Annotated in this window: 5 protein-coding genes; 2 read left to right on the top strand and 3 right to left on the bottom strand. The window is 70.4% G+C overall.

Going from position 1 to position 4,738, the window contains the following annotated elements; all coding sequences use genetic code 11:
- Positions 1-43 precede the first annotated feature (43 nt).
- On the top strand, positions 44-1,225 hold the full coding sequence (locus FJ251_13565) for a GAF domain-containing protein (protein ID MBM4118733.1): 1,182 nt from the start codon (positions 44-46) through the stop codon (positions 1,223-1,225).
- 24 nt (positions 1,226-1,249) lie between these two features.
- Here the strand turns inward: FJ251_13565 and FJ251_13560 are convergent, their stop codons facing one another.
- Together FJ251_13560 and FJ251_13555 are read right to left on the bottom strand one after the other, a co-directional pair.
- Positions 1,250-2,143 carry a DUF1801 domain-containing protein gene (locus FJ251_13560; GenBank protein ID MBM4118732.1) on the bottom strand — a complete coding sequence of 298 codons (894 nt, stop codon included), beginning with the start codon at positions 2,141-2,143 and terminating at the stop codon, positions 1,250-1,252.
- Between the two features lie 11 nt (positions 2,144-2,154).
- Complete coding sequence (locus FJ251_13555; protein ID MBM4118731.1) at positions 2,155-2,736, bottom strand: isochorismatase family protein; 582 nt, start codon at positions 2,734-2,736, stop codon at positions 2,155-2,157.
- Between the two features lie 109 nt (positions 2,737-2,845).
- Here FJ251_13555 and FJ251_13550 point away from each other — a divergent pair, with 109 nt between their 5' ends.
- Positions 2,846-3,832 (top strand): aldo/keto reductase, encoded by a 987-nt coding sequence (locus FJ251_13550; protein ID MBM4118730.1) that lies wholly within the window; start codon positions 2,846-2,848, stop codon positions 3,830-3,832.
- Position 3,833: 1 nt separating this feature from the next.
- On the opposite strand, the gene FJ251_13545 is transcribed toward FJ251_13550, so the two are convergent.
- Positions 3,834-4,738 (bottom strand): nucleotidyl transferase AbiEii/AbiGii toxin family protein (locus FJ251_13545; protein MBM4118729.1); only part of this gene is annotated, 905 nt, incomplete at its 5' end.

Below are 4,738 nucleotides of genomic sequence, written 5' to 3'. Positions count from 1 at the left end.
GGGTGTTCGGTGACAGGCCCTGCCCGAGCGCATCGTCGAGCTGGTGGGCACCGTCCTTGCGCCCGACCGCGCCATCCTGCTGCTGCCGCCGGCGGGCCTCGCCCTCGAATCGACGGCCGACCTCGCCGCGCTCGCGCCCGAGCAGCTCACCCTGCGCGCCGAGTACCGCGCGCCCAAGGTGGCCGCGCGGCCGCCACGGCTCAGCCGCAGCATCCTGAGCAAGGTGATCGGCGAGCGCCAGGCCCTGCTCGTCGGCGACGCCCTCAGCGACCAGCGCTTCTCCGGCCAGGAGAGCGTGGTGCTCGAGCAACTCCACTCGGTGCTCTGCGCGCCGCTCTGGGACGACGAGCATGTGACGGGACTGATCTACGCCGACCGCCTCTCGCCGCTGAACCCGCTGAACGAGGAGGACCTGCAGCTCCTCACACTGCTCGCGCACCTGGCCGCCGTGCGCCTGCGCGAGAGCGCGGCCGAGGCGGCCCTCGCCGAGCAGCGGCGGCTCGAGGAGGAGCTCGAGCGCGCGGCGCAGATCCAGCGCCAGCTCTTGCCCGAGGGGCCGCTGGTGCTGGGCCGCCTGTACGCCGTGGGCCAGAACGAGCAGAGCCTCTCGGTGGGCGGCGACTACTTCGACGCCTTCTCCTGCAGCGACGGGCGCGCGCTGCTCGCCCTCGGCGACGTGGCCGGCAAGGGCATGAGCGCTGCGCTGTTGATGGCCCAGCTCCAGGCCATGCTGCGGGCCCTCGGCGAAACCGGCATGGAGCTGACGACGATGGCCGCCCAGCTCAACGCCGCCATGCACCGCAGCACGCGCGGGCGGCGCTTCGTGACGCTCTTCCTCGGCTGCATCGAGCCCGAAAGTGGCGCGCTGCACTACGTCAACGCGGGGCACAACCCGCCGCTCTTGCTGCGCGCGAGCGGCGAGCTGGAGGCGCTGCGCACGGGCGGGCTCATGCTGGGCGCCTTCCCGCGCCTCGCCTTCGAGCGCGGCGAGACGCAGCTCGGTCCCGGCGACACGCTGCTCATCTACAGCGACGGGCTGAGCGAGGCCGGCGCCTACCAGGGCGAGGACATGTTCGGCGAGGAGCGCATCGAGGCGCTGCTGCGGCGGGTGGCCGGCGAGACGCCCGAGGCGATCGTCGCCGCGATGGTGGCCGCCGCGCGGGACTTCTGCGCGCCGCTGCCGCCGGACGACGACCTCACCGTGCTGGTCGCGCGGCTGGGGTAGGCAGCACCACTCGTCGCGACCCGCTCAGGGCCGCGGGTCCAGGAAACCTGGCAGCCGCGCGGCCTGCTTCACCCACTTCGCGAACTGCGCCTCGTCGATCGTCTCGCCCTCGTGAATGTGCAGGTAGCGCGCCTGCGGGTCCTTGCTGGCCACAGGGGGCATGGGCTTCAGCGACGCGCCCTGGAAGAAGGCCACCTTGATGTAGCGCGCGAAGACGTGGAAGGAGAGGAACCAGCCGCGGCCTTCGACGCCGTAGAAGGGCGAGTTCCACTTCGCGGCCTTCGCGACCCCGGGCAGGCTGCGCACGATGAGCGCGTCGAGCTGGCGGCCAGCCTCGCGCTTCCAGCCGGGCATTGCGGCGAGGTAGGCCTGCACGGGCGCGTCGCCGTCGCCCTTGGCGATCTGCGGGTTGCCGCCGGAGAGCAGCTTCACGGACGTAGCGCTGCGGGCAGCCGGCTTCGCTGCCGTAGCGCGGGTCGCGGCTGGCTTCGCCGCCGCGGCGTTGTGGGCGACAGCGGCCTTCACGAGCGCCTTGAACGCGCGGGCGTCGACCGTCTCGCCTTCGCGGATGTCGATCGCGCGGCGCGTGCCGCCCTCGAGACTCGCGTTGAAGAGGCGCGCCGGGTCCGGGAGCGCGGCGCCCTTGGCGAAGGTGAGCTTCACGATCTTCGCATAGACCTCGCCGGTGCAGACGATCGCCGCGTGCGACCAGACGGGTACGCCCAGCGGGTTCGTCGGCTTGACCCACTTGATCTCCTCGACCATTGCCGCGTCGGCGGCGAGGATCAGCGCGCGCATGCGGGCCAGGGTCTCGCCCCGCCAGTCGCGGAGGACGCGGATGCGCTCGTCGATGCGGGAGGAGGCGGTGGCCGGCGCGGGCTTGGCGGCGGGATCACGTCGCTTCGATGTTGTTGCCACGTGGCAACCTCCTACGCGCTGAGCCCGCCCCCGGGGGCGGTGAAGTCGATCGCCTCGGCCGTGGCGGTGGCGTTCCGCCGGCCGGGGTAGCTGAGCCAGGTCATCGTGGCGTTGAGATCCGCGACGAGCTGGGCCGCCTCGACGTGCGGGCCGCCCTCGGGCACCATCGTTTCGGTGGAGTGGGCGTCCGCGATCAGTGTCAGGTCGTAGCCGCGGTCGAGGGCGGCGTAGGCCGTGGCCCGGATGCACCAGTTCGTCGCTGCGCCGGCGAGCGCGATGTGCGTGGCGCCGAGTCGCGCGAGTGCGCTCTCCAGCCCCGTCTCCTCGAAGGCCGAGTTGAAGCGCTTGTGGATGAGCAGCTCGCTCGGCGCGGGCGCCAGCTCGGGCACCCACTGCCACTCGGGGCTGCCGGGGGGCAGCTCGTCGTCGCCGTGCTGCACCCAGATCACGGCCACGCCGGCCTCGCGAGCTCTCTCCACGGCGCGCGCGATGTTGCGCAGGACGCATGGCGTCTCCCAGGCTTCGCGCATCACGCCGACCTGCACGTCGACGATGAGCAGCACTCCCTTGTTGCCCTCGCGAATCGTTGCCATGCCTTGCCTCCTCGGGCTGCGCCCGCCGCGGGGAAGGGGTCGCGGGAGCCGCAATCATGCGGTATGATTCCGCGGGGCGCAAGTCGGCGAAGGACATGAGGAGAAAACGATGGACACACGCACGCTCGGCGTAAGCGGACTTCAAGTGTCCGCACTCGGCTATGGCTGCATGGGGCTGAGCTGGGGCTACGCGCAGCCCCTGGATCGGCAGGACGCGATCCGCTTGATCCGCGCCGCCGCCGAACGCGGCGTCACCTTCTTCGACACGGCGCAGATCTACGGGCCCTTCACCAACGAGGAGGTGCTAGGCGAAGCCCTCGCGCCGATCCGCGACCAGGTGGTGATCGCCACGAAGTTCGGCTTCCGCTACGAGGACGGCAAGTCACGCGGCCTGGACAGCCGCCCCGAGACCGTTCGCGCGAACACCGAGGAGTCGCTGCGCCGCCTGCGCACGGACCGCATCGACCTCTACTACCAGCATCGCGTCGATCCGGCGGTGCCCATCGAGGAGGTCGCCGGCGCGGTGAAGGCGCTGATCGGCGAGGGCAAGGTGCGCCACTTCGGCCTCTCCGAGGCCAGCGCGCAGACGATCCGCCGCGCGCACGCCGTGCAACCGGTGACGGCGCTGCAGAGCGAGTACTCGCTGTGGTGGCGCGAGCCGGAGGACGCGCTACTGCCCACGCTCGAAGAACTCGGCATCGGCTTCGTCGCCTACAGTCCGCTGGGCAGAGGTTTCCTCACCGGCGCGATCACCGCCGACACCACCTTCGAGGCCTCGGACTTCCGCAACACGGTGCCACGCTTCGCGCCTGAGAACCGGCAGGCCAACCAGGCGCTGGTGGACCTACTCGCGCGCATCGGGGCGGCGAAGGGCGTCACGCCGGCGCAGATCGCCCTCGCCTGGCTGCTCGCGCAGAAGCCCTGGGTCGTGCCCATCCCGGGGACGACCAAGCTGCACCGCCTCGAGGAGAACCTCGGCGCCGCGCGCGTAGCGCTCACGCCGGGCGACTTGCGGGAGATCGATGCCGCGCTGCGGCAGATCACCGTGGAGGGGGGGCGCTACTCGGAAGCCGCGATGCGGTCGATCGACCGCTGAGTTAGCGCGAGCCGCCCGCGAGATGCCGGCGCACGTTCTGCGCTTTCCAGTGCAGGGCGGGGTGGTGCCGCAGCCTCTCCTGCAATGCGGGATCGCCAGTCAGCAGGTCGGGGCGGATATCCCCCTGCCCATTGATCCGTTCCAGAAACTCCAGCTCGGCTTGCTTGAGGGGTAGGACTCCGCCGAGCAGCTCGCGGCACTCGCCGACGAGACGTTTGCACCAATCGCTCAAGCGCGACGGTGCAGGTGCATGGGTGCTGCGCAGCATGGGCAGGAGCTTCTGGGCTACGTCTCGCGGATCCATGGCCGCATCCTCAATGCGAAGGTCCCGCCAGTCGCGTCGACTCATCGCACCAGAGACCACGAATGCTGGCCTAAGCAGAGCAGGATCCAGTTCCCGGTGAGACAGGATGTTGACGGTGTCGAAGAGGTCACGTGCGGCGGTCCGACTGAAGAGTGCGGCTAGCTTACCCGCGGCCAGCTCGTGCAGATCGACGACGGGGATCCCGGCGGCGAGTCCCCCCAACATCGGTGGCGAATCCCGACGTTGTGGTGCCCAGAGTGGGATCCTCATGAGGAAGTTGAGGTCGACCTCCAGCGCGCCGCGACCGCCCTCGACGCGGGCGAAAGAAAGCCTCCATTTCCCACCGGCATGTTCTCCGGGTAGCCGCCTAACCTCGAGGTCTTGCCGCTTGAAGACGGCTTGGAGCGCCCTGTCAACCTCGGGCCTCTCCGCGAGCATGGTCTCGCGGTCCAGTGCCCCGATGTAGTTCAGGTCGATGTCCACCGACAGGCGCGGCAGATCGAGGAGGAAGAGGTTGAGCGCGGTTCCGCCCTTGAGCACGAGCCGGTCTTTGAGGTAGGGGTGGCGGAAGATCGCCTGCAAGAGGTCGATCAGGTGTCCGA

It is taken from the genome of bacterium, assembly GCA_016873475.1.
Classification (GTDB): Bacteria; Krumholzibacteriota; Krumholzibacteriia; order JACNKJ01; family JACNKJ01; genus VGXI01.
This window is presented reverse-complemented; position numbering and strand designations above follow the sequence as displayed.

Coding starts and splice junctions, on each gene's coding strand:
- FJ251_13555 (MBM4118731.1), bottom strand. CDS start 2,736: ATGGCAACGATTCGCGAGGGCAACAAGGGAGTGCTGCTCATCGTCGAC.
- FJ251_13550 (MBM4118730.1), top strand. CDS start 2,846: ATGGACACACGCACGCTCGGCGTAAGCGGACTTCAAGTGTCCGCACTC.